The organism is Bradyrhizobium australiense (genome assembly GCF_013114825.1).
In the GTDB taxonomy this organism is placed as follows: domain Bacteria; phylum Pseudomonadota; class Alphaproteobacteria; order Rhizobiales; family Xanthobacteraceae; genus Bradyrhizobium; species Bradyrhizobium australiense.
Genome location: NZ_JAAVLX010000002.1, coordinates 271,099 through 291,980 on the forward strand (window position 1 = coordinate 271,099; position 20,882 = coordinate 291,980).

The window sequence follows — 20,882 nt, forward strand, 5'->3', positions numbered from 1 at the left end:
GGCACTATTCAGCCGGTCGGTGAAGAGGTGGTTACCCTGATCGGCTTCCCTGCTGTTTCCTTCAGCTAATTCGTACCTTGGGTTGATTCCCGCCGCGGCGCCGCTAGCGTAGCTTGGCGGTGCGATTCCCGCGCTGGTATCGGCTGGATGTCAGGCCGCGTCGATGCATTATTGCTATTGCGTGCTTTAAAGCTGTTGTCATGGCGCGTTCGCTGCCATTTTGGCCGGAAGATGACATGGGTGACGAGCGCAACATCTTTCTTTCCACGATGAAGGCGACGCGCAGCGATCGCATGTCTGCGCTGGCGGTGGTCGGCGTCTCGGCGGTGCTGTTCGCCTGTGCTGTGCCGTTTGCCGGCGTGCCGCTTGCCCCTGTCCCGGCGTTCGTCGCGAGCTACCAGTCCGCGCTGGCGGTCAACGATCTGATCACCGCCGTCCTGCTGTTTTCACAATTCGCGATCTTGCGCTCACGGGGGCTGCTGCTGCTTGCGAGCGGATATTTGTTTACGGCCATGGCAGCCATCGTCCATGCCGTCACCTTTCCCGGCCTGTTTGCACCGGGCGGGCTGCTCGGCGCGGGAACGCAGACCACCGTTTGGCTCTATATGGTCTGGCACGGCGTATTCCCGCTATTGGTCCTCGGCTATGCGCTGCTGAAGGCGACGGACAACGACAAGGTCCGGGGCTCGGCCGGCGCGGCCGTCGTTACGAGCATCGTTATGGTCAGTGCCGTGATGGCCGCGTTCGCCTGGCTCGTCACCGCGCAGCATGACCGTCTGCCGATTCTTCTGAGCGGCGGTCATTACACGCCCATCATGCTGGGGGTGGTCTCGACTGTATGGTGCCTGAGCTTTGCTGCATTGATGGTGCTGTGGCTTCGCAGACCGCATTTCGTTCTCGACATCTGGCTGATGGTCGTGATGAGCGCCTGGTTGTTCGATATTGCGCTGTCGGCGATCCTGAACGTGGCCCGCTTCGACCTCGGCTTCTATCTCGGCCGCATCTACAGCCTCTGCGCCGCGAGCTTCGTGCTTGCCGTGTTGCTGATCGACAACGTCGGCCTGCAGGCCAAGCTCGCGCGCCTGCTCGGAACATCGCGCCGGGAAATCGTCTCGGAAAGGAATCTTCGCACCGAACGCGAGCGCCTGTTCAGCGCCGTCGTGGAATCGTCCAACGACGCCATCATTACCAAACTGCTCGACGGAACCATTTCGGGCTGGAACGGCGCCGCGGAGCGGCTGTTCGGATTCACGGCGGCGGAAGCGGTCGGCAAGAGCATCAATATCATCGTCCCGCCCAACAAACGCGCAGAGATCGGCAATATACTGGAACGCGTCGGCGGCGGCGAGCGGATCGAACATTATGAAACCTCGCGCGTCTGCAAGGACGGACGCACGGTCGACGTTTCGCTAAGCATCTCTCCGATCCGGTCGGCTTCCGGTAAGATCATCGGTGCTTCCAAGATCGCGCGCGACATTACCGAAAGCAAGCGAACGGAGCAGGCGCTTAGCCAGGAGATGGAGGAGCGGCGGCGCATCTTCGAATCCTCGAACGACCTCATCCTGGTGAGCGACTCCGTGGGGAATTTGATCCAGGTCAGCCCGAGCGTCACCGAGATTCTAGGCTACCAGCCGTCGGAAATGGTCGGACACAACGCGATCCAATTCATCCACCCCGACGATCTCGAAAGTACGCGCATTGAAATGCGGGCGGGCCGGCGCGGACAAAGCAAGCGCAATTTCGAGACGCGCTATATCAGCAAGGACGGCAAATCCGTCGCGCTGAACTGGACTGGGACGTGGTCGGAGCCAGTTCGCCGCCACTTCTTTATCGGACGCGACCTGACGGAAAAGCAGGCAGCGGAAGCCCAATTTCGGCATGCGCAGAAGATGGATGCGGTCGGCCAGCTCACGGGCGGCGTAGCGCACGACTTCAACAACATCCTGACCGTGATCACCGGCACCATCGGCATTCTGGAAGAAGCCGTCGCCGATCAGCCCCAACTCGCCGCCGTCGCCAAGCTGATCGACGAAGCCGCCGAGCGCGGGGCCAACCTGACCAAGCATCTGCTCGCCTTTGCGCGCAAGCAGCCCCTGCAGCCCGTCGAAGTCGACGTCAATGCGCTGGTGTTGGAGGCGGCCAAGCTGCTGCACCCCACGCTTGGCGAACACATCGAAATCACGCCGCTACTGGCCGAGCACGCGTGGTCCGCGCTGGCCGATCCGAACCAGCTCACTACGGCCATCCTCAACCTGGCCATCAACGCGCGTGACGCCATGCCGAACGGCGGCAAGCTCGCGCTCGAGACCAGCAACGTCTTCCTCGACGAAAACTACGCAAGCAGTCACAGCGAGGTCACGCCCGGCAATTACGTGATGATTGCGGTCAGCGACACCGGCACCGGAATCCCGCCCGCGCTGCTCGAACGGGTATTCGAGCCCTTTTTCACGACCAAGGAAGTCGGCAGGGGCACCGGGCTCGGGCTAAGCATGGTCTTCGGCTTCGTCAAGCAGTCGGGCGGCCACGTCAAGATCTACAGCGAGGAAGGCCACGGCACATCCGTCAAGATCTATTTGCCGCCGGCAACGGGATTGCAGCAGACCGCAGCGGAAGCGGCGGTCTCGGCCAATATCGAGGGCGGCAAGGAGACGGTCCTCGTCGTCGAGGACGATGCGCTGGTGCGGCGCTACGTGATGACCCAGATCGAGAGCTTGGGCTATACGACTCTGGAGGCAGCCAACGCCTCCGATGCCCTGCGCATCATCGACGATGGGCTCGCCGTCGATCTGCTGTTCACCGACGTGATCATGCCCGGCACCATGAACGGCCGCCAACTCGTCGACGAGGCATTGAAGCGCCGGCCTCACCTCAAGACGCTCTACACCTCAGGCTATACCGAAAATGCCATCGTCCATCATGGCCGCCTGGATTCCGGCGTGCTGCTGTTGGCAAAGCCCTATCGTAAATCCGAACTCGCCCGGATGATCCGACTGGCGCTTGCCAGTTGAAGCAAGCCCTGCGGCTGATATATCCGTGGATGGAACGCCCCCGGCAGATACAGCCCACGGACCGGCACTTTGAAAAACCTGCTCACCGATATTTCCGGCGTTCGCATCGGCCACGCCCACGACGCAAGCGTCGCCTCCGGCGTCACCGCGATCCTTTTCGACTCGCCCGCGATTGCCTCGATCGACGTGCGCGGCGGCGGCCCCGGCACCCGCGAGGAAGCGCTGCTCAGCCCGGAAAGCACCGTCGAGGCGATCGACGGCATCGCGCTTGCTGGCGGCTCGGCGCTCGGACTGGACGCCGCGGGCGGCGTGCAGGCCTGGCTCGCCGAACAGGGGCGCGGTTTTCGCATTCGCGACGCGATCATCCCGATCGTTCCGGGCGCGATCTGCTTCGATCTGCTCAACGGCGGCAACAAGGCATGGGGACGCTTCCCGCCCTATCGCGACCTCGGCTACGCCGCGGCCAATGCGGCTGCCGACGATTTCGCGCTCGGCAGCGTAGGCGCCGGTCTCGGCGCGACCACTGCCAATTTCAAGGGCGGCCTCGGCTCCGCTTCGGCACAGACCGAAGGCGGCGTGACTGTCGGCGCGCTCGCGGTGGTCAATGCGGTGGGCAGCGTCACCGTCGCCGACGGCCCTTGGTTCTGGGCCGCGCCATTCGAGAAGGACAACGAGTTTGGCGGGCACGGACTGCCGGCCGCGTTCACGCCGGACATGCTGAGAGCACGCCTCAAGGGCGGGCCGTTAGCGACGCCGTCAGAAAACACCACGCTGGTGGTCGTCGTCACCGATGCCGTGCTGACCAAACCGCAGGCCAGGCGGCTCGCGATGATCGCGCAAACCGGCATGGCGCGTGCCATCTATCCCGTGCATGCCCCGCTGGACGGCGACGTGGTGTTCGCCGCCGCGACCGGCAAGAAGTCGATCGATCCGCTGTTCGGCCTCACCGAACTCGGCATGGTGGCCGCCAATACGGTGGCTCGCGCTATAGCGCGCGGCGTGCATAGTGCGACCGCGCTACGCTTTCTGGGTGCGCTGCCGGCGTGGGGCGATCGTTTCGGTTAGAGCATGGTCCGGAAAAGTGAGTACCGGTTTTTCGAAGAGATCATGCTCAAGCAAAGAACTACCGCAATCCGAAGGATCATCGCCGGGTCTCGTGCTCAGGCGCTGACCGAGAGCGATGCGGTGGCGCCGGACGAAATCGCCTTGGCCTCGCGCTGAATCATCCGCTCGATGAAATTGTAGGATGATGTCGCTGATGCGGATGAGCTTCCTGATGCCGGCGACGTCATCGTCACCTTCGATCCGTCCGCATAGGTCAGTGACGTCGTCACCGAACCGTCGCTGTTGGTGACGGAAGTGGTGGTGGCGCTCTGGCGCGCCTGCGAGAGTGGATCGGAGTTCGATCCGCCAGCATCGCCGGAGCCGCTGTCAGCAGCATGATCATTATGATGCTTCCTGGTACCCTTCAGCGCCGATGCCAGCTCCTTGAGGCTGACCGAACCGTCGCCGTCCTTGTCGAGCTTGCCGAACACGCTGTCGGCTTGGGCGGCACTGTTGCCGTCGGCGCCGAGCGCCTCGAACTCCGATTTGCTGATCTTGCCGTCGCTGTCGCTGTCGACCTTGGCGAACCAATCCTTCAGCGAATTTGAGCGCATCGACAGCGACGATACATCCGAACTGGACTGGCTCTGTGCGTCGAGCAGCGCGCTCATGGTCTCCGGCGAGATCTGCGCACAACCGCCGCCGGATCCGGAACCCTGGCCGAGCGAGGCCGACGAGCTCGAGGACAACAGATCGAAAGGGCTTGCAGCGTTCTGGCTGACGCCGGTGGATGCCGCAGACGACGATTTCGACGACGTCAGCGCCTTGAGAGCCTCGAAAGCCGATGACGCGGCGCCCAGAGCAAAGAACATGGCGGAACTCCAACAATGCCGCGTGGATAGCGGCCGACTGCTCGTGTTCCGCTTTCCTGAGCAAGTGCCGTGCCATCAAGAAAAACCCAATAAAGCCGGGCTTTCCCGCATCCCTTCCGGTCCGGCGAAGTCGGCAATAGCTGCCCGCCGCGGCAGATTTTTCCGCCCACAGCAGAGGTCGTCGGCCGCATTGCCCCCGGCCGTACTGCATGTTACGCGGGGCCGTTCCGCCCTCTCGCATCGGGAAAGCGCACATGTCCCAGCAATTTGCGTCGCGTCCCCTCGTCATAGCGCCATCGATCCTGGCGGCGGATTTCGCCAAGCTCGGCGAGGAAGTCCGCGCCGTCGACGCCGCCGGTGCCGACTGGATCCATCTCGACGTGATGGACGGGCATTTCGTACCGAACATTTCCTACGGCCCGGACGTCATCAAGGCGATGCGCCCGCACACCAAGAAGATTTTCGACGCGCATCTGATGATCTCGCCCTGCGATCCCTATCTCGAGGCGTTCGCAAAAGCCGGCTGCGATCACATCACCGTCCATGCCGAGGCCGGCCCGCATCTGCATCGCTCGCTGCAGGCAATCCGCGCGCTCGGCAAGAAGGCCGGCGTCTCGCTCAACCCGGGCACGCCGGCGAGCGCGATCGAATATGTCATCGACCTGATCGACCTGGTGCTGGTGATGTCGGTCAACCCCGGCTTCGGCGGCCAGGCTTTCATCAAATCCGCGCTCGGCAAGGTCAGCGATGTCAGGGCGATGACGGCGGGCCGTCCGATCGACATCGAGGTCGATGGCGGCGTCGCCCCAGATGTCGCCGGCCAGTTGGCTGCCGCCGGTGCCAATGCGCTGGTCGCGGGCTCCGCGGTGTTCAAGGGCGGCACCGTGGAAGCCTACAGGACCAACATCTCCGCGATCCGTAACGCGGCCGCGCTGGCGCGCGGCGAAGCGATCTAGCCACAGGTCATCCTGCCTTCGCATGCGTTCGCAGGGACGACGGCGATGTCGTCGAAACACTTAAGGGGGCGACAGGAAAGCCACACTGGGCGTGCGGCAGGTCATGGAACCCGAAAGTCCATGCTCCGGCCACAAAACTTCACGCATCTCGCCATAAAAGCCGACCAGCATCCCGCCTTTCATGGACGGGACGAAAATATGATCAAGGCCTTCACCACAGCCGCAATGCTCCTGGTACTCGCGCCCTCTGCCGCGCTTGCGCAGCGCGCAGGCGATGCGGCCCTCGGCGCGGTGGCCGGCGCCGTCGTGCTGGGCCCGGTCGGAGCCGTGGCCGGCGCCTTCGTCGGCTATACGGCAGGGCCTTCGATCTCGCGCTCGTGGGGACTGGAAGGCTCGCGGTCGTCACGGCACCGCAGGCACTCTTCAAGGGACAGCGTGCGAGGCGCCAGGGCGGAAGTCGTAGGCGCCACATCCAATTCTGCAGGCCAGGCCGAACGTAGTGGCCGTGTCACCAGTTATCCCGTGCCGAACCCGCCACGCTCCGCCACAACGCTGCCGCCCGTGCAGCCCCTCGATTGAGGGCACGCGCCGCCTCATCGCGGCGCTACCCCTTGCCGCCGTCCTGCACCGGCGCCAAAGCCAGCCGCGGCGGGCGCACAACGGTGACGGTGCATGCGGCCTCGGCCGCGATCTTGGCCGAGACGCTGCCTAGCAACGTCCGCAGCATCGAATTCTGCCGCGCGCCGATCACGATGTGATCGACATGATTGACGGCAGTGAATTCCAGGATCGCGGCGGCGGGATCGATCGCTTCCAGCACGTGCACCGTGAGCCGGCTTTCGTCGAGCCCAAGCGGCTGCGCCCAATGGCGCAGCGCGACCATGCGGTCGATATGCTTGTTGTTGCCCTGTTCGTCCAGCGTCCTGTCGATGGTGATGCGGCCGAGCTTGAGCACGTTCAGGCAGGCGAGCCGCGCCGACGGCAATGTTGAGAGTAGCTGTGCGGCGGCCCGGCGCAGGCATTCGTTGAGCGCCCCCGACCCCTCCTCGGTATCGATCGCAACGACCACGATCGGTCCCGAAGCGAGTTGCGCCGCGACGTCGGATTTCGGCTTCGGCTGCGTCAGGCCGCGGTTGAAGCGGCGGCGCCAGACCGTGCTGAGCGGGTCACGCTGCAGCCGCTCTGAGCGCGCCGTCAGCTTGACCTGGTCGGGATGGGCCAGCTCGAACGCCAGTTGGGAAGCCGTTGGATGACGCCAGACCGGCTCGATCTCGAGGCAGCGCAGCACGATTTCCTGCAGCCAGGGCGGGTAATCGGGCTTGAGCTTGCGCGGCGGATAGGGATCGCGCCACAGCCTTCGCCGCATACCGCGCAGCGTTTCGCTCTCGCCGAACGGCCGCACCCCGGTGGTGAAGAAATACAACAGCACGCCGAGCGAAAACAGATCGCTGCGCGGATCGTCGCGGACGCCGAGCAGGCGCTCCGGCGCCATGTAGGGCGCGGTCCCGTAGGGCAGACGAAATTCTTCCTGCAGCAAATCAGGCAATTGGTTGTGATGCGACAATCCGAAATCGATCAGCACACATTCGCCGGATGGACGAAACATGATGCTGCTCGGCTTGACGTCGTGGTGAATGACGTTCTGCCGATGCAGGTCGGCCAGCGCGGTGGCGATCTTTCCCCCGATCACCCTCGCCTCTTCGTAAGCGGCCGGCAGCTTCTCGATCCGGCTGTAGAGCGTGTTGCCGGGAATGCGCTCCATGACGACATAGGGCTGCCGGTCGAAATCGCCGGCGCCGAAACAGCCCGGCACGTGCGGGCCCGCCAACCGCGGCAGAATCATCTGCTCCATCTCGAAGCTGACGATGGCCGCCGGATCCTCGCCCTCGGCAACCCGCGGGATCTTCATCAACAGCGGCACGGTGATGCCGGGATGGGTCACCGTCCACAGCGTCGCCATGCCGCCCTGGTGGACGCACTCCCCGACCGTGAAGCCGTCGAGCTCCGCACCCGGCGCGATGGCGGGCTTCGCCATTCCCCTCACCTCCCGACCAGCAGGCGATCGGCCAGCCAATGCGGCAGGCCGTTGGCGCGGATCCGGCTAGCTGCGGCCTGCACATCGTAAGGCACGCGGCAATAGGTGATCTCGCGAGAGGTGGTATCAAGCATCGCAAACGCCGCCGCGGGGTCGCCGTCGCGCGGCTGCCCGACCGAACCAAGAACGACGAGCCAGCGCCGGCCGCCGAGCAATTGCACCGGGACGTCTGTTGTCGGAATGAAGCTTGTCATCTTCGCCGCCGACGACATCGAATAGAGCGCCGGCCGATGGATGTGTCCGCAGAACGTGATATGGGCATCGGTGGCCTCGATGCTGCGCGCGGCATCCGGCGTGTCGCGCACATAGTGCCATCGCGCCGGGTGCGAGGCTTCGGAGTGCACGTAGAGGCGATTGTCGTCGCGGAGCGTCAGCGGCAACTCCGCCAGAAAACGCCGCTGCGGCGCGCTCAGCCTGCCGCGCGTCCACTCGATCGCGGCTTGGGCCACGGCATTCATGCTTTCCGACGGGGTGCTGACGGCGTGGTCGTGGTTACCGATGACGGCAATCGCGCCATCATCGACGAGGCCCATCATCGTATCGACCGCCCATTCCGGATCGGCGCCGTAGCCTACGATATCGCCGAGGCAGATGATCCGCTCCGCGCCGCGGGCACGCGCGAAATCGAGACACGCGCTGAACGCCTGCCGGTTGGCATGGATATCGGCAAAGATGGCAAGACGCACGTTTCCTCCGCATCCATCATCGCGCCCGTGCCTGCGCCCGTGTTGAGGGATATCAAACAACAGCCGCTTGTGACGTGCAATCAGGCCGGGTGCGCCTGCTGCCCTGTCAGGCTGATCCGATCGAGCGGCCCTACTCCTCTGGGAGCGAATGCTCGAGGAAAAAACGAAGCATTTCCCTTGTTGCGTCCGGTCCTCGCGGATCAGTGTAGGAGCCCGCAGCGCTGCCTCCGGACCATGCGTGTCCGGCTCCGTGAATATTCCAGTGCTCCAACATTGCACGTCCGCTCGCGTCGCTCAGGATCGTTCGGGTATAGGCATGCCCTCCGGGTACTTGCCCGCGATGCACCTTTTTTTGTGTGCTGATCGTTCTCACGGACTGCTCAAGAATTTGACCGCCGTTGTTTGGATGAACGGTAGTGTCGCGATCGCCGTGAAAAACAATGGTCGGAACGGGTGTCCGGCCACCTGAAATGACCTTGTGATCGGAGCCGCCGTGTCGCATCGCGACAAGCGCAGAGGGAAGATCCGTGGCAACCCCGCACGCGAGGCCAGAATGTATACCGATTGCCGCGTACAGATCGTCGTATGTTGCTCCCATGACAGCCGCGGCGGCGGCTCCGGCCGACAGCCCACCAACGTAGATGCGCTTTCGATCAACTGAGTAGTCGCGCATGATTTGGCGAGTAATACCCGCGATAAGTGAGGGTTCACCTCTGCCTCGCTGCTGGTCGGCTGTGCGAAACCAGTTCCAGCATTTCGCCTGGTTGGCCTGGCTGGGCTGAGCAGGATAGACCACGAAGCAATCCTGTTCCTCGGCGATAAAGTTCATCCTCGTACCGGCGGCGAAATCATCCGGCGACTGGGTACAGCCGTGAAGCATGACGACCAAAGGAAGCGGTCGTTCCTGATAGCGGCTCGGGATGAAAAGCCTGTAGGCACGACTTCCCGCGGGACTGCTGTACATGCCTTCGATGAACCGGGCGCCCTCCGGCACGATGTCCGGCGTGGACGGCGGGGCGCGCTTAATCACACCTCGCAGTCCGATCCCGGAGCGCCCCTTTTTGCTATCCAGTAACGCCCGGTGCGCGCCCGGTTGCGCGGAATTTGCTTGCCTTGATTGAGGATGACTATCCGTCTCCTCAATAGGATTGGCCTTCGCCTCAATGATTAGCGGTTCGCGTTCTGTAAGGGCGATATGACTGCCGGTACGCGATCGCGCGTCTGCAGCACTCTCACCGCGAAGCATGCGCTGAAGGAGCCCAGTAGCCTCAACGAGTTGGCCCGCGCGCGTGAGGCGTGTCGCCTCCCGAATGATGTCCTGGTTCAGCATCGCCTTCACCGTATCCTGTCGGCGAGGGCGGCCTTGACCGCCGGACTGGCGTGCAATGCCCCCAGCACGGAGACTGAGGCAATGGTCGCGCGAGCGAGCTCGGGCGTGACGTCTTGGGAGATGCTGGCAAGGCCCAGAACATTGATGTGCAGCGTCTCGCCGGCTCGCTGCACCGCTTCGAGATCCTCGCGCGTGTAGTTTCGCAGTCCGAGGTCCAGACTTTTCCGGGCCGTTGACTGCCTTACTACGTCGGCGTGACGTTCGAGCTGGTTCCTGACCGCCGTACGGATGAAATCGGTACGGTTAGAGTAGAACCCTTCCTGAACCATTAGATCGACGTGACCAAGGTCGACATAGCCAAGATTGATCGTGATTTTTTCTGTTTCAGGTGGCTTCGGTCGAAGTTCCCGTACATTACTCATCACGAATTTCTCCCATACATATAAACCATCTGATTGGATGGCATATGGATGGCTCCACGCTGAGTTCAAGGGTCCCCCACCTGGAAAGTGGGTTTTTATTCTGACATTCGTCGGGGACATCGACTGCGTCCTGTCTCAGACCTCGCCTCGCGAGGATCGGCCCACGAGAAAAGCGATGGCCCGCCGAAGCGGGCCCCCAAGATCAGACATCACGTCTCACGGGACAAAGAGCTTGGCCTTACAACTCGGTTTCAGAAGGATCGTCACCGCTTGCGCGGCGCTTCCAGCCCCTTGAGCAGCAGTGCGAGCAGCGCGTCGATCCGCGCCGGGGCACCCGGCTCGTTCCATTCCTCGGCATGCGCTGGATGATGGAAGCGGCTGGTGGCGTCGAAAATGGCGCGCGCGGTCGCCTTGACGTCGGCGACCTGGAACGCGCCCTGCTTCACGCCATCGGACAGGATCAGGGCAATCTGATCGACCAGACAGTCCTTGTGGCAGTTCACGGCCTTGCAGGCCTCGCGCGCCAGCGTAAGGTAGGTCGCAAACATCTCGGGATCGTCGCCGAGCCGCTTGTGCTTGATCGAAAACATCGTGCGCAGCCATTTGTCCAGCCGCGCCGGCGCCGGGCCGGCGCTTTCAGCGATTTTCAGCAGCGGCGCGCTCAGACGGTCGAGCCAGCGCTTTGCCACGGCCTCGCGCAGCGAGGCCTTGCTGGGGAAATGGCGGTAGACGCTGCCGTGGCTGACGTCCAATGCGCGAGCGACATCCACCACCGTTGCCTTGGCGAGCCCATAGCGGCGCAAAACGTCCTCGGTAACCTCCAGAATCCGTTCGGGGGTTAGAACCACGACTTCGTTCATGCGCGCACCTGCGAAACGATGGGACGGGTGGTCATCTAATCCCCCTTGTAATTCCCTTGTAATCCCTTTGGCGGATTAATGTTTCACCGGTTCCAGCCGCTCGGCCTGGGCGGCCAGATGGCGGGCGACGCTCTGGTTGAGCCAGCGCTGGATTTGGGCGGTGAGATGAATGAGATGGGTCGTCATGGCGTAGTCCTTTGCAAGTACCCGGCTCAAACCAACGAGCCGGGGGACACCCAATACCGGCGTCGGCAATGGATATAGCATGTCTTGCTGACAGATTTCAATATCTGTCAGTCAATAACCCGTGATTGACCGGTCTCCCGAGGTCCCCCTCCGGGGCCTACTGCTCGTCCTTGGGCGGCATCCGCGGCGGGAGCAGCGGGGTAAATGATACCCCGTCGCCATCGCGGGGCGCCGCGACCAATCCCCCGCCGGTCGAGGGATCACCGCCCGAAGTGTCCATGATCATGCCAGGCGTGATGTACTCCCGGGCGGCCTGGAGCAGGCTGCCCCCGCCATCGCCGAAATCGGCGGCGCGGCCGCCCTGGGGTCGGCCGGCGGCGATCTCACCGGCCGCCTTGTCGGTCTTTTGCGCGAGTTTGTCGCTGTAGGGAATGCGGAACGCGCGGGGCACGCCGCTCGGCCGATTGCCGTCATCGAGCGCCTCGACCCAGAGATAGATCGAGCCCGGATCGCCCTCCAGAGAGTGCGGCTCCACGATACGGGCCTGCAACAGCTTGAAGCTTGCGGGCAGCCTGTCGACGCTGGCCCAACCCAACAGGCTGCGCACGCCGACAAAACTCGCAATGTAGAACGCGCTCGTTACCACCACGGCGACCGCCTTGGCCGACCAGGGCACGCGCGCATAGACCAGGACAATCAGCAACAGCGCGCCGATCAGCGCATAGCCGAGAGAAAGCGTGAGGACGACCGATTGCAGGTTACTCACGGCGCATCCTGACGCCGGTTTTCGGATCGAGATCCGCGCCATTGGCGCCAACATTACGGAACGTCTCCATCAGCGATTTCTGCCGCTGCTGAACATCAACCACCTTGCCTTCGGCATCGAGCCAAAACCGCAGCGCGGTCTTTTCCTCGCCGGTGTGATCGAGCGTGAGCTTGTTATCGAAGATCACCTGCGCCGTCGGATTGAGCTTTTGGACCTTCACGTTCACGGCGACGGGCTGCCCCGTCGTCGCCTGAAAGTGCGAGACGTTGACGGTGTATTCGCCGGCGACGATGCCGCGCACGGTGACGATCTCCTCCCGGATCGGCGACGCAATCTTTTTGCCGTTGACGACGATGAAATCGTTGGCGCCGCCGCGGTCGTCGCGGTCGAGCGTGAGGAAACCGGCTTCGCGGTGGCGATACCAGGCGATGTTGCCGGCGGGGTCCTGCACGAACAGATCGAAGTCATCGGGATGATTATCGGGCCAGTCCATCGTGATGATGAACTCGGCTTTGGAATCGATTTTGCCGTCCTTCGCGTCAGGCGAGGCCGCAAGCAGCGCCAGAAAGAACAGGAAAGCGATCACCTGCAGCGCCTTGAACAGCATGACGCCGAGCGGATCGAAGGCCTCCTCGCGCGGATAGAGACCGAAATCGTCCATCATGCCGGCGTTCCAAGATGACGTTCCAAGGCCGGGGCGACGTGCGTCTCGGTCAGCATGACGGCATCGGAAAACACCCGCTGGGTCGCGGCATCCAGCATGTAGTACTGGATTCTGACGAGGATCGAGCCGATCAGGCCGGCCAGCGTCGTGTACATGGCGACCGCCATGCCGTCGCTCATCAGGCCCATCGATGATTTCATCGCGACCTTGTCGGCCGCATCGAGAGTGGCGATCGGCGCCAGCATGATGATGAAGCCGATGATGGTGCCGAGCAGCCCCAGCTTCATCAGTGTGTCGGACACGAACGCGCCAAATCCGTTGGAGCCACGCAGCCGGTCGGCCAGCGAGCGGAGCAGCAGCGTCTGGTCGATGCGCCCGGCGGCCTGCGCCCTCGCCTTCTGCACCAGGCTGCGGATGTGATCCGTTACCAGCCCGCCCGGCAGGGCGCGCGCATCCTCGTCGAGCCCCCTGGCGCCGCCCCGAACCGACAGGATCGCGCGGCAGCGTCGCGTGATCTCGCCTTCACGCGCGATCGCGCGCGTCCGCCAGAAGCAATGAAAGCAGGTGACGATATAGAGGACGGCAATGACGCTCGAAATGTAGGTGCGGTCTGAGCTGACCATCAGATGGAGCAACCCGTATCGCCATAACAGCACCACGGCGAACACCGAGAGCCCGGTGAAAATCATCCATAACAGGAGAACGCTGCGTTCCGACTCATCCGCGCCAGATGATGCGGTCTTCGCGCCAGCCGTTGCACTCATGCTGCGTCAGCTCCCTGGAAAGGCGCGCCGCGCCCAAAGGCCGCCTGCAAACAGGCCCCTAGGCTTTGATAAATCAGCGGTCGTGGCCGCGTCCAAAGATATATGCCCACGGTTGGTCGGGAAATTTTCCCGAATTGGACCTCACCGCCCGGCTTGCAATTGGCACCAATTGGCGGTGCTGTTACGCTTATCCGCACGTTCGGGAGTGATCGCATGCGCCTCGTGCTACAGCTCGTCGCCCGTCTGTTTGTCGTGGTCATCCTGTGCCTGGGAGCGGCAACCGTCTGGGCGACGATCGACGCCCATCGCAGCGTCGATCGTGCCACGGCGGCTTCCGCCGAGCGTGTCTCGTTGGCGCTGGAAGCGCTCTACTGGCGCGAATTGCTGCTGCGCAGCAACAGAACGCGCGAGCAACTGCTGCCGGTGCCGGAATGGCGCACCATCGAAACGATGGGATTGATCTCGCCGGGCATCTGCGTCCGGTTCGAGCCGGCAGGCGCGTTCGAAAAACCGCTTTGCGGCCAGAGCAAGGGGATCGGCCAATCTCCGCCGCGCTGGTTCGCGGCTTTGGTACAGACCCTGCTTGGGGATCACGCTGCGGTCGTGCGATCTATCAGCATGCGCGCAGCCAACGCAGGTAGCGTCTCGGCCGCCGCCGATCCAAATGCCGCCATCGCACTCGCCTGGCAGCACATCCTCGATAACATCCACGTCGCCCTGCTGATGGCGGTGGCAATCGCGCTGCTTGCCTCACTCGCGATTGCGCATACGCTTGCGCCGGCGCAGCAGATCGTCGCCGCGCTGCAGCGGATGGCGCGCGGGCAATACAGCACGTCGCTGCCCCGCTTCCGATCGATGGAACTTGCCATGATCGGACGGGCCGTGAGCGATCTCGGCGACCGCCTCGCGCGGGCCATGGAGGAACGCGCCGCGCTGACCCGACGCCTGCTCGAAATCCGCAGCGACGAGCGGCGGGCGCTTGCCCGTGAACTACACGACGAATTCGGACAAAACCTGACGGCGATTCTCGCTTTCGCCAACACGATCGAAGCGACCAGCGCGCAGGAAAAGGACAACAGCGAGGTCGCGCAGGACGCGCGAATGATCTCGCAAGCCACCCACCGCATCATGGCGTGTCTGCGCGATACCTTGAACCGCTTGCGCCATCCGCCCGCCGAGGAGCTCGGGCTTGAGGCCTGCCTCGTCGATCTCGTCGATAGTTGGCGCTCGCGGAACGCGGCGCAGCCGATGATCCAGCTCGACCTCAAGGGCGACCTCGCCGGCGTCCGCGGCGCCGTCGCTGCGACCGCCTACCGGGTCGCCCAGGAGTGCCTGACCAACTCGCTGCGGCACAGTTCGGCGCGGGTGATCGTGCTGCGGATCGAGCGGCGCACCGGCGCGGAGAACGCCCTGCTGGTCCATGTCGAGGACGACGGCGGGGGCGATGCGGCCAAAGTGGCCCGATCTCCCGGCTTTGGCCTGACCGGCATTCGCGAGAGGGTGGCCGCGCTTGGCGGCTCGCTGTCGATTGCGGACGCGAACCGCGGGGTGAGCGTGGCCGCCACGATTCCGCTTGCAGCCTGATGACCGCTTCGCAGACCGAAGGCATTTCGATCCTGCTGGTCGATGACCATCCCGTGGTCCGGCAAGGCTACCGGCGCGTGCTGGAGCACCAGGGTGATTTCCAGGTGGTGGCCGAGGCCGACAACGCGGCGGACGCCTATCGCGCGTTCAAGGCGCATGCTCCTCACGTCGTGGTCATGGACATATCGATGCCGGGCGCGAGCGGGCTCGAGGCGATCAGGAACATTCGCGCCCGCTCCTCCGACGCGCGCATTCTCGTCTTCAGCATGCACTGCGAGGCCACGCAGGTGAAGGCCGCCTTCAACGCCGGGGCGAACGGCTATGTCACGAAGGGCTCCGACCCATCAGCGCTGATCCGGGCGATCCGTTCGCTTGTCCGCGGCGAACAGGCGATGAGCGACGACATCGCCCGCGTGCTGGCGCTGGAAAGCCTCTCCCCCTCGGGATCGGTGCTCGATCAGCTCGGAGAGCGGGAAATCGAGATCCTCAGGCAACTGGCCGCCGGCGCGACCACGGAGCAGATCGCCTCAAACCTCAATCTCAGCATGAAGACCGTGCAGAACTATCACTATCTGATCAAGACCAAGACCGGCATGCGGACGGACGCGCAGCTTGTCCGCCTGGCCGTGGAGTGCGGGCTGGCCAGCCTGTAGTGGCGGGGCGCCCCGCGCCGAGCGGGTTCGGTCCTGCCAGAGCACCCGGTTTCTCATCTCCGCGCCCCATACGGGTGGCCTCGCCCGACACGATTTGCTAAAGCGCGGCGTAAAAACAAATCGGCCGGGGACAGCCTTCCGCCCCCGCCCCTGCTCGTCCGGAGTTTTCGATGATTCCCCGCTATACTCGCCCGGAAATGGCCTCCATCTGGGAGCCCCAGACCCGCTTCAAGATCTGGTTCGAGATCGAGGCGCATGCGGCTGATGCGCTGGCGGAAATCGGCGTCATCCCCAAGGAGGCGGCGAAGACGATCTGGGCCAAGGCCAAGAATGCGATCTTCGACGTGGCGCGGATCGACGAGATCGAGCGCGAGACCAAGCATGACGTCATCGCCTTCCTGACCCATCTGGCCGAAATCGTTGGCCCGGAGGCCCGCTTCGTGCACCAGGGCATGACCTCCTCCGACGTGCTCGACACCTGTCTTAACGTGCAGCTCGCCCGCGCCGCCGACCTCTTGATATCAGATCTCGACAAGGTTCTGGCCGCACTGAAGAAGCGCGCCTTCGAGCACAAGCTGACGCCGACCATCGGCCGCTCCCACGGCATCCACGCCGAGCCGGTGACGTTCGGGCTCAAGCTCGCTTATGCCTATGCGGAATTTTCCCGCGCCCGCGAGCGCCTGGTCGCCGCCCGCAAGGAAGTTGCGACCTGCGCGATATCGGGCGCCGTCGGCACCTTTGCCCAGATCGACCCGCGCGTCGAAGAGCATGTCGCCAAAGCGATGGGGCTGGTGCCGGAGCCGATCTCGACCCAGGTGATCCCGCGCGACCGCCACGCCATGTATTTTGCGACGCTTGGCGTGATCGCTTCTTCGGTCGAGCGGCTGTCGATCGAAATCCGCCACCTGCAGCGCACCGAGGTGCTGGAGGCCGAAGAATTTTTCTCCGAGGGCCAGAAGGGCTCGTCGGCGATGCCGCACAAGCGCAACCCGGTGCTGTCGGAAAATCTCACCGGCTTGTCGCGCATGGTGCGCGCCTATGCGATGCCGGCGATGGAAAATGTCGCGCTCTGGCACGAGCGCGACATCTCGCACTCCTCGGCCGAGCGCATGATCGGGCCGGATGCCACCGTGACGCTCGATTTTGCGCTGATGCGGCTCGCCGGCCTGATCGAGAAACTGCTGATCTATCCCGCTAACATGCAGAAGAATCTCGACCGCCTCGGCGGCCTCGTGCATTCGCAGCGGCTGTTGATCGCGCTAACCCAGAAAGGCGCCAGCCGCGAGGACGCCTACAAATACGTCCAGCGCAACGCCATGCCGGTCTGGCGCGGCGAAGGCGACTTCCAGACGCTGCTGAAGAAAGATCCTGATGTGAAGAAGCACCTGACGGATGCCGAAATCGAGGAGCAGTTCGACCTCGGCTATCACTTCAAGCACGTCGACACGATCTTCAAACGGGTGTTCGGCGAAAGCTGATTATTCCGCCGGCGCAGGCGCGCCAGCCTTCGCCGGCGTACCGTAAAGCCGCATCAGCGCGAAGGTCGCGGCCAGGATTGCGAGATAGACCACAACCTGCATCGCGGTCGGCTGGTCGGTGTAGCCGATCAGCGTGTGCAGCGCCTTGCCGAGCAGGCTTGAATCGGAAAGCAGCCAGCCCGAATCCCAGACCACGTTATCCAGCGCCGTCAGCCAATTGGCCTTTTCGAGGAATGCCGCGGATTGTGCCGCCATACCGGCGGCCAATAGCGCAATCAGGACCGTCGTGGTCGTGAACAGGGCGCGCGTTGGAATCTTCACCAGGCCGAAATAGGTCAGCATGCAGACGAGTGCGCCAAGCACCATCCCGGCAATACCGCCGAGCGCCACGCTTAATCCGCTGTCGTTGCCGCCGGCCAGGACACCGTAGAGAAACAGCACGACTTCGCTGCCCTCGCGCAGCACCGCAACACCCACCACGATCGCGAGCGCCAGCAGCGATTTCGATCCCTCGACCACCGCCCTTCCCGCTTCCCGCAATTCGCCCGCGAGTTCGGCGCCGTGGCGGGCCATCCAGACATTGTGCCAGGTGAGCATCACGACGGCGAGCGCAAGGATCGCGGCGTTGAAGACCTCTTGCCCCATGCCGGCGAACAGGTTCGACAAGGCGCCGGCAAAGACCGCGACCACGCAAGCCGCGAGAACGCCACCGAGGACGCCGCCGGCGATCCACGCGTTGCGGTGCGGCACCGTGCGCGTGACCGCGAGCACGATGCCGACGATCAGGCCGGCCTCGAAGACTTCACGGAAGACGATGATCAGTGCTGCGATCACGGCTGTTGCTTATTTTTCCTACTTCACGACCAGTGCGCCGCGCGCAACCTTCTCGTTGTACTCGTCGAAGAATTCGTAGCGGCCCGGCTTCTGGGCGCGGACATTGATGGTAGCGTCGGTGGAGCCGGCGACCACCTTCTCCACCTTCAGGGTCTTGCTCTCGAACTCCATCGCCTTGGCATCGAGGTTCTTCAGCTTGATCACGATCGGCGTGTTGGCAGGCGCGCTAATTTCGGCCGGGTCGAATTTCTTGTCCTTGTAGCTGAGCTGAATCTCGGTCGCACTCTGCGCGTGGGCGGCGCCGACGGCGGCAGCCGCGACAAGCACCGTGGCAGCAAACAAAGAGAGCTTCGAGAGCATAGGCGAGAAAGACATGCTGGGTTTCCAATATGGCTGGCGTTATCCGGTTGGCATACGCTGCCTGACACCACGCCGTGAAGGGGCAAAACGCCGTTCCAAATTGGAGAAGTTCTAAACGATGCAAGCGTTTGACAAGGCTCCCTCGCGCGTCGGTCGAACCCTGCGCGTTGGGCGCCGATAGCCACCTCAGCAGTTTTCCGGCCTTGTCAAGCGGATTTGAATTGTTCCAAATTGTCACACTGGCCGTCGACGAGCTCCGTGACCCCGCCGGCACCCTCGAAGCAACCTAACGGTAACCACGGATCGGCTAAGGTCGCAACGTGTCATCCCCGCCCACAATCCTCGTCTTCGACTCCGGCCTTGGCGGCCTCACGGTCCTGCGCGAGATTGTCCACGCCCGGCCCGACGCGAACTACGTCTATGTCGCCGACGACGCGTTCTTTCCCTACGGCCACCACAGCGAGGAGCAGATCATCGCGCGCGTGGTGCCGCTGGTCGGCGAGTTGGTCGCCCGCCACGCCCCTGCCCTGGTGGTGATTGCCTGCAACACCGCTTCCACGCTCGTGATGTCGCATCTGCGTAGCGCTTATAGCGTGCCGTTCGTCGGCACTGTGCCGGCGATCAAGCCGGCCTGCGCCAGTTCGAAGACCAAACGCGTGTCGGTGCTCGGCACCAAGGGCACCGTCAACCGCGAATACACCAGGCGCCTGATCGATGATTTCGCGCAAGGCTGCGAGGTGACGCTGGTAGGATCGGCCGAGCTCGCCTCGCTGGCCGAATCCGCGCTCAGCGGAAACGACGTGTGCGACGAGGATATCACGGCGGAACTTGCCCCCTGCTTTGTCGGCAGTGGCGAGAATCGCACCGACACGGTCGTGCTGGCCTGCACCCATTATCCGCTGCTGCTCGACCGCCTGACGAGGCTCGCGCCGTGGCCGGTCGACTGGATCGATCCGGCAGCCGCGATCGCCCGGCGCGTGTCCGAGCTCCTGGGGTCTCCCGGCCGCGAAAGCGATGAGGCCAGGGCGAAGATAATATTTACGTCCAGGCGACCGCATACGTTGAGCCAGGCGCTGATGCCGTTTTTCGGCGGCCGCGTGCCGGCGTAGAGTGCCGGGCATTGATCAGCCCGTTCAGGGCTTCTGAAGATCGCGCACGCCAGCGAAGGTAAGCGGGACTCCGCCGCCCCCGCGCGTCAGGCTGAGCTTGCGACCCCAATTGAGCGCCGGCGCTTCGACAAGCAGGTGCAAGACCGCCGCGATGCCGATCGAAAGCAAAATGCTGGCGACGATGACGCCGGCCGGAGAAATCTGCCACAGTTCGGGGAAGTTCGCGATCCATCTGATCAGCAAATAATGTGAGATGTAGAGCGAATAGGAGATGCTGCCGAACCATTGCAGGATGCGCGAAAAGGAAGCGCCGTGGAGTTCGGCCGAGACGACGCTGTAGATGAGGAGCGCCGCACCGAGACCATAGGTCGGCACACGTGCGAGTTGAGGATTGCTCGATCCGTGGACGAAAATCCAGTACCAGCCCGCAGCGAATAAGGCTGCCGAGATAGCGGTATTATATGGCAAAATAGGCAGCTTTCCCTTCATCCGGACAAGGTACGCGATAAAGACACCAGCGCCGAATTCTAAAATCAGGGGATGCGAATAGATCCCGAAAGGCAGGTGAAAAATGATCGCGACCACCGCAACGCCGAGCGCCGCGAACAAGAGCTCGAAAAGACGGCGCGGTGCAATGGCAAGTATCACCGCGACAACAGCGTAGAAGTGCATTTCAAAAGCGATCGACCAGGCGGGTGGGATATACCAGTTCGGATAGTCCCACACGAAGATGTGGCCGAGGTCCAGCGCAGCGCGATCTCCCGGGCTAGGTGCGATCCAGTACGAACTGATGAACGCCCCAAGCAATACGAGCCAATACATCGGATAGATTCGAATGGCCCTTCTAAAAGCGAAATTCAGCACGTCGGTTTGCGACGCGGCCGTAGTCGCAATGATGAACCCGGAAATGACGAAAAAGATGTCGACACCGCTCGCCAGGATGGTGTGCGCTCCTTCAGCGGCACTTTGGGTCCCCAAATCAGAGCGAGCGGTTACCGCGTGCCCGCAGACGACAGCCAGCGCCGCGACGCCGCGCATGGCTTGCACACCATAGAATGTCCGCATAACGCCCTGGCACGCTCATTCTTGTAAACGCAATTTTTGCGGGCAAGGTATTAACATATAGTTGTGAGGTTGACGCAGGTATCGGCATGCATGGTGGGCCGAATGCGACGCGCAAAAAACAGCTGGCTCGATGGCCTGCGAATTTA

General features: G+C 63.3%; 20 protein-coding genes. 8 read left to right on the forward strand and 12 right to left on the reverse strand.

Translation table 11 applies throughout. The annotated features are described in order from the left end of the window. Positions 1-236: 236 nt before the first annotated feature. On the forward strand, positions 237-3,008 hold the full coding sequence (locus HCN58_RS04935; RefSeq protein ID WP_235983383.1) for a PAS domain S-box protein: 2,772 nt from the start codon (positions 237-239) through the stop codon (positions 3,006-3,008). A 69-nt stretch (positions 3,009-3,077) separates the two neighbouring features. Further along, positions 3,078-4,073 (forward strand): P1 family peptidase, encoded by a 996-nt coding sequence (locus HCN58_RS04940; RefSeq protein WP_171578237.1) that lies wholly within the window; start codon positions 3,078-3,080, stop codon positions 4,071-4,073. A 95-nt stretch (positions 4,074-4,168) separates the two neighbouring features. On the opposite strand, the gene HCN58_RS04945 is transcribed toward HCN58_RS04940, so the two are convergent. Next, on the reverse strand, positions 4,169-4,924 hold the full coding sequence (locus tag HCN58_RS04945; protein ID WP_171578238.1) for an EF-hand domain-containing protein: 756 nt from the start codon (positions 4,922-4,924) through the stop codon (positions 4,169-4,171). 254 nt (positions 4,925-5,178) lie between these two features. On the opposite strand from HCN58_RS04945, the gene rpe reads away from it, so the two are divergent. Together rpe and HCN58_RS04955 are read left to right on the forward strand one after the other, a co-directional pair. Then, on the forward strand, positions 5,179-5,880 hold the full coding sequence (rpe, locus tag HCN58_RS04950) for a ribulose-phosphate 3-epimerase (RefSeq protein ID WP_171578239.1): 702 nt from the start codon (positions 5,179-5,181) through the stop codon (positions 5,878-5,880). Positions 5,881-6,000: 120 nt separating this feature from the next. Further along, the gene (locus HCN58_RS04955; RefSeq protein WP_376701145.1) at positions 6,001-6,459 is read left to right on the forward strand and encodes a hypothetical protein; all 459 of its coding nucleotides are present in this window, start codon (positions 6,001-6,003) and stop codon (positions 6,457-6,459) included. A gap of 25 nt (positions 6,460-6,484) precedes the next feature. Here the strand turns inward: HCN58_RS04955 and HCN58_RS04960 are convergent, their stop codons facing one another. The 8 genes from HCN58_RS04960 to HCN58_RS04995 all read right to left on the reverse strand — a co-directional run bounded on the left by HCN58_RS04960 (position 6,485) and on the right by HCN58_RS04995 (position 13,653). Continuing rightward, on the reverse strand, positions 6,485-7,915 hold the full coding sequence (locus tag HCN58_RS04960; RefSeq protein WP_171578240.1) for a serine/threonine protein kinase: 1,431 nt from the start codon (positions 7,913-7,915) through the stop codon (positions 6,485-6,487). Between the two features lie 5 nt (positions 7,916-7,920). Beyond that, positions 7,921-8,661, reverse strand: coding sequence for a metallophosphoesterase family protein (locus HCN58_RS04965; RefSeq protein WP_171578241.1), 741 nt, complete (start codon positions 8,659-8,661; stop codon positions 7,921-7,923). 130 nt (positions 8,662-8,791) lie between these two features. Beyond that, positions 8,792-9,991: an extracellular catalytic domain type 1 short-chain-length polyhydroxyalkanoate depolymerase gene (locus tag HCN58_RS04970; RefSeq protein ID WP_171578242.1), complete on the reverse strand. Its 1,200-nt coding sequence runs from the start codon at positions 9,989-9,991 to the stop codon at positions 8,792-8,794. A gap of 5 nt (positions 9,992-9,996) precedes the next feature. Then, positions 9,997-10,413 carry a ribbon-helix-helix domain-containing protein gene (locus tag HCN58_RS04975; RefSeq protein ID WP_171578243.1) on the reverse strand — a complete coding sequence of 139 codons (417 nt, stop codon included), beginning with the start codon at positions 10,411-10,413 and terminating at the stop codon, positions 9,997-9,999. A 263-nt stretch (positions 10,414-10,676) separates the two neighbouring features. After that, on the reverse strand, positions 10,677-11,273 hold the full coding sequence (locus HCN58_RS04980) for a TetR/AcrR family transcriptional regulator (RefSeq protein WP_171578244.1): 597 nt from the start codon (positions 11,271-11,273) through the stop codon (positions 10,677-10,679). A gap of 343 nt (positions 11,274-11,616) precedes the next feature. Continuing rightward, entirely contained in the window at positions 11,617-12,225 is a 609-nt protein-coding gene (locus HCN58_RS04985) for a hypothetical protein (RefSeq protein ID WP_171578245.1), read from the reverse strand. Then, positions 12,218-12,889 carry a DUF2135 domain-containing protein gene (locus tag HCN58_RS04990; protein WP_171578246.1) on the reverse strand — a complete coding sequence of 224 codons (672 nt, stop codon included), beginning with the start codon at positions 12,887-12,889 and terminating at the stop codon, positions 12,218-12,220. Before HCN58_RS04990 ends, HCN58_RS04985 begins: the two co-directional genes overlap by 8 nt. Then, complete coding sequence (locus HCN58_RS04995; protein WP_171578247.1) at positions 12,886-13,653, reverse strand: MotA/TolQ/ExbB proton channel family protein; 768 nt, start codon at positions 13,651-13,653, stop codon at positions 12,886-12,888. The genes HCN58_RS04990 and HCN58_RS04995 overlap by 4 nt, the downstream gene beginning before the upstream one ends. A gap of 213 nt (positions 13,654-13,866) precedes the next feature. On the opposite strand from HCN58_RS04995, the gene HCN58_RS05000 reads away from it, so the two are divergent. The 3 genes from HCN58_RS05000 to purB all read left to right on the forward strand — a co-directional run bounded on the left by HCN58_RS05000 (position 13,867) and on the right by purB (position 17,368). Beyond that, complete coding sequence (locus HCN58_RS05000; protein ID WP_171578248.1) at positions 13,867-15,237, forward strand: sensor histidine kinase; 1,371 nt, start codon at positions 13,867-13,869, stop codon at positions 15,235-15,237. Beyond that, entirely contained in the window at positions 15,237-15,890 is a 654-nt protein-coding gene (locus HCN58_RS05005; RefSeq protein ID WP_171578249.1) for a response regulator, read from the forward strand. The genes HCN58_RS05000 and HCN58_RS05005 overlap by 1 nt, the downstream gene beginning before the upstream one ends. A gap of 170 nt (positions 15,891-16,060) precedes the next feature. Continuing rightward, on the forward strand, positions 16,061-17,368 hold the full coding sequence (gene purB, locus HCN58_RS05010; protein ID WP_171578250.1) for an adenylosuccinate lyase: 1,308 nt from the start codon (positions 16,061-16,063) through the stop codon (positions 17,366-17,368). Here purB and HCN58_RS05015 read toward each other — a convergent pair whose 3' ends face one another. After that, the gene (locus HCN58_RS05015) at positions 17,369-18,202 is read right to left on the reverse strand and encodes an FTR1 family iron permease (RefSeq protein WP_171578251.1); all 834 of its coding nucleotides are present in this window, start codon (positions 18,200-18,202) and stop codon (positions 17,369-17,371) included. Between the two features lie 18 nt (positions 18,203-18,220). After that, complete coding sequence (locus HCN58_RS05020) at positions 18,221-18,577, reverse strand: cupredoxin domain-containing protein (RefSeq protein WP_235983385.1); 357 nt, start codon at positions 18,575-18,577, stop codon at positions 18,221-18,223. Between the two features lie 305 nt (positions 18,578-18,882). Here HCN58_RS05020 and murI point away from each other — a divergent pair, with 305 nt between their 5' ends. Beyond that, positions 18,883-19,671 (forward strand): glutamate racemase, encoded by a 789-nt coding sequence (gene murI, locus HCN58_RS05025; protein ID WP_171578252.1) that lies wholly within the window; start codon positions 18,883-18,885, stop codon positions 19,669-19,671. Positions 19,672-19,695: 24 nt separating this feature from the next. Here murI and HCN58_RS05030 read toward each other — a convergent pair whose 3' ends face one another. After that, positions 19,696-20,736 (reverse strand): acyltransferase family protein, encoded by a 1,041-nt coding sequence (locus HCN58_RS05030; RefSeq protein ID WP_376701146.1) that lies wholly within the window; start codon positions 20,734-20,736, stop codon positions 19,696-19,698. Between the last annotated feature and the right edge of the window lie 146 nt (positions 20,737-20,882).

Bases quoted from the DNA above. Each gene is read 5' to 3' on its own strand.
- HCN58_RS04935 (WP_235983383.1), top strand. From the start codon at position 237: ATGGGTGACGAGCGCAACATCTTTCTTTCCACGATGAAGGCGACGCGC.
- HCN58_RS04945 (WP_171578238.1), bottom strand. From the start codon at position 4,924: ATGTTCTTTGCTCTGGGCGCCGCGTCATCGGCTTTCGAGGCTCTCAAG.
- rpe (WP_171578239.1), top strand. From the start codon at position 5,179: ATGTCCCAGCAATTTGCGTCGCGTCCCCTCGTCATAGCGCCATCGATC.
- HCN58_RS04955 (WP_376701145.1), top strand. From the start codon at position 6,001: ATGCTCCGGCCACAAAACTTCACGCATCTCGCCATAAAAGCCGACCAG.
- HCN58_RS04960 (WP_171578240.1), bottom strand. From the start codon at position 7,915: ATGGCGAAGCCCGCCATCGCGCCGGGTGCGGAGCTCGACGGCTTCACG.
- HCN58_RS04970 (WP_171578242.1), bottom strand. From the start codon at position 9,991: ATGCTGAACCAGGACATCATTCGGGAGGCGACACGCCTCACGCGCGCG.
- HCN58_RS04975 (WP_171578243.1), bottom strand. From the start codon at position 10,413: ATGAGTAATGTACGGGAACTTCGACCGAAGCCACCTGAAACAGAAAAA.
- HCN58_RS04980 (WP_171578244.1), bottom strand. From the start codon at position 11,273: ATGAACGAAGTCGTGGTTCTAACCCCCGAACGGATTCTGGAGGTTACC.
- HCN58_RS04990 (WP_171578246.1), bottom strand. From the start codon at position 12,889: ATGATGGACGATTTCGGTCTCTATCCGCGCGAGGAGGCCTTCGATCCG.
- HCN58_RS04995 (WP_171578247.1), bottom strand. From the start codon at position 13,653: ATGAGTGCAACGGCTGGCGCGAAGACCGCATCATCTGGCGCGGATGAG.
- HCN58_RS05000 (WP_171578248.1), top strand. From the start codon at position 13,867: ATGCGCCTCGTGCTACAGCTCGTCGCCCGTCTGTTTGTCGTGGTCATC.
- HCN58_RS05005 (WP_171578249.1), top strand. From the start codon at position 15,237: ATGACCGCTTCGCAGACCGAAGGCATTTCGATCCTGCTGGTCGATGAC.
- purB (WP_171578250.1), top strand. From the start codon at position 16,061: ATGATTCCCCGCTATACTCGCCCGGAAATGGCCTCCATCTGGGAGCCC.
- HCN58_RS05020 (WP_235983385.1), bottom strand. From the start codon at position 18,577: ATGTCTTTCTCGCCTATGCTCTCGAAGCTCTCTTTGTTTGCTGCCACG.
- HCN58_RS05030 (WP_376701146.1), bottom strand. From the start codon at position 20,736: ATGCGGACATTCTATGGTGTGCAAGCCATGCGCGGCGTCGCGGCGCTG.